The organism is bacterium (genome assembly GCA_021372775.1).
Lineage (GTDB): Bacteria > Acidobacteriota > Polarisedimenticolia > J045 > J045 > JAJFTU01.
Map to the genome: position 1 here is coordinate 1 of JAJFTU010000307.1, position 2311 is coordinate 2311.

A 2311-nucleotide genomic window follows, 5' to 3' on the forward strand; every position below is an offset into this window, starting at 1 on the left:
CGCGCGTCGAGGTTGCCGAGGTAGAGCTTCTTCTGCAGGCCGTAGTGGATCCGCCCCAGCGCCCGCGTGATCTTGCGGGTGACGAACGTCTCGCCGCGGCGCGGCGACTCGTGGTTGAAGAGGATCCCGTTGGCGGCGAAGAGGCCGTACGCCTCGCGGTAGTTCCGCGCGTACCAGTAGCCGGCCACCTTGCTCACCGCGTACGGGCTGCGCGGATGGAACGGCGTCCCCTCGCTTTGCGGCGGCGGCGCGGCGCCGAACATCTCCGACGAGCAGGCCTGGTAGAGGCGCACGTCCTGGCCGCCGTGCTCGCGGAAGTCACGCACCGCGTCGAGCAGCCGCAGCACGCCGGTGGCGACGACGTCGGCGGTGTACTCCGGCTGGTCGAACGAGACGCGCACGTGGGACTGCGCGCCGAGGTTGTAGACCTCGTCGGGGCGGACCTGCTCCAGCACGCGGCGCAGGCCGGTGCCGTCGGACAGGTCGCCGTAGTGCAGGAAGAGGCGCACGCCGGAGATGTGCGGATCCTGGTAGAGGTGGTCGATCCGCCCGGTGTTGAACGTGCTCGCGCGGCGGATCAGGCCGTGGACTTCGTACCCCTTCTCCAGCAGGAATTCGGCGAGGTACGAGCCGTCCTGGCCGGTGATCCCCGTGATCAACGCCTTCTTCATGACGCGACTCCCCCGCGCGGGCCGCGGACGCCCGGCGCGGCGGCAGGATACGGGAGCGCCGCCGCGGGACGCAACACGCGCCGCGACGCGCGTAGACTTCCTTCGCCATGGAAGACGTCTACCGCCGCCTCGCCGCGCGCCTCGACGAACTGCCGCACGGCTTCCCGCCGGCGCCGGACGGCGTCGAGCTGCGCCTCCTCGCCAAGATTTTCTCCCCGGAGGACGCCGCCCTCGCGCTGCGGCTGATGCCGTCGCCGGAGACGGCCGCGGCGGTCGCGCGGCGCGCCGGCCTCTCCGAGGACGCGGCGCGCGCGCGGCTCGACGCGATGGCGGCGCGGGGGGAGATCCTGGCGCTCGGTCCGCGCGGCGCGCGGCGCTACGCGCTGATGCCGTTCATCTTCGGCATCTACGAATTCCAGCTCGAGCGGATGGACGCCGAGCTCGCGGCGCTCGTCGAGGCCTACATGCCGACGCTCGCGCCGGTCCTCGGCGGCTCGCGTCCGGCGCTGGGACGGGTCGTGCCGGTCGGCGTCTCGATCGAGGCGCGGGCGACGATCCTGTCCTGCCGCAGCGTCGAGGAGCTGATCGAAGGCGCGCAGTCGATCCTCCTCTCCGAATGCGTCTGCCGCGTCGAGCGGGAGGCGCTCGGCAAGGGGTGCGGCCACCTGCGCGAGGCCTGCTTCGCCCTCTCGCCCGAGCCGAACGCCTTCTCGGGCGACTCTCCGCGGCGGCGCGTCGCGACGCGCGCGGAGGCGCTCGACGTCCTCGCGCGGGCGGAGCGCGAGGGGCTCGTCCACTGCACCTACAACGTGCGCGAGGACCCGATCTTCATCTGCAACTGCTGCCGCTGCTGCTGCGGGTTCCTCCGCGGCCTCGCGGAGTTCGGCGCGCCGCACGTGCTCGCGAACAGCGGCTTCGTCGCCGCGCCCGACGCCGCGGCCTGCGGCGGCTGCGGCGCCTGCGTCGCGCGCTGCCCCACCGACGCGCTCGCCCTCGTCCCCGCGGGCGGCGACGACGCCAGGCCGCGGATCGCGCTCGCCGCGGAGCGGTGCATCGGCTGCGGCCTCTGCGCCTCGGTTTGCAAGCGCGGGGCCCTCGCGCTCGTCCCGCGTCCCGCGGCGGAGATCGAGAAGCCGCCGCGCGACGTCTCGGCGTGGTACCTGGCGCGGGCCCGAAGCCGCTTCGGCCTGCTCGGCGCGGCGGCGTCGATCGCCCGCTTCGCCGCGCGCGCCGCCCGGCGCGGCCGTCCCGGCGCCGACTGAGGCGTCCGCGTCCCGACGCGGGGAACAGGTCCGTGTCGCTCCATGCAACTCGGCCGCGCGTCGTGCGATACTGACGGCCCCGCGGGAGGGACCGCAACGGTGGCACGCGCACGCGTCATCCTGGTCGAGAACGACGGCCGTTCCCTTGAAGAGATCAAGGAGTCGCTGGCCGGCGCCGGCCTCAAAGTCCTGCGGGTGGACGAGTGGGACGGCGTCGTCGCCCCCGCGCGCTTCTGCCCGCACACCGAGTGCGGCGCGATCTTCCGCACGATCTTCGAGGGAAGCCCGGTCGGCATCGGCACGGTCGTCGGGCCGGAGATGCACCTCGCCCTCGCCAACCCCGCGCTCTGCCGCTTCCTCGGCTACACGCGCGAGGAG

3 protein-coding genes are annotated in these 2311 nt (G+C 73.8%); 2 read left to right on the top strand and 1 reads right to left on the bottom strand.

Features of this window, described 5'->3' with window-relative positions; genetic code table 11:
- The coding region (locus tag LLG88_10605) for a GDP-mannose 4,6-dehydratase (protein ID MCE5247350.1) at positions 1 to 671 on the bottom strand (671 nt) is incomplete at its 3' end.
- A gap of 107 nt (positions 672 to 778) precedes the next feature.
- Here LLG88_10605 and LLG88_10610 point away from each other — a divergent pair.
- Both LLG88_10610 and LLG88_10615 read left to right on the top strand, forming a co-directional pair.
- Positions 779 to 1933: a 4Fe-4S dicluster domain-containing protein gene (locus LLG88_10610; GenBank protein ID MCE5247351.1), complete on the top strand. Its 1155-nt coding sequence runs from the start codon at positions 779 to 781 to the stop codon at positions 1931 to 1933.
- Positions 1934 to 2032: 99 nt separating this feature from the next.
- The coding region (locus LLG88_10615) for a PAS domain S-box protein (GenBank protein MCE5247352.1) at positions 2033 to 2311 on the top strand (279 nt) is incomplete at its 3' end.

Bases quoted from the DNA above. Each gene is read 5' to 3' on its own strand.
- LLG88_10610 (MCE5247351.1), top strand. From the start codon at position 779: ATGGAAGACGTCTACCGCCGCCTCGCCGCGCGCCTCGACGAACTGCCG.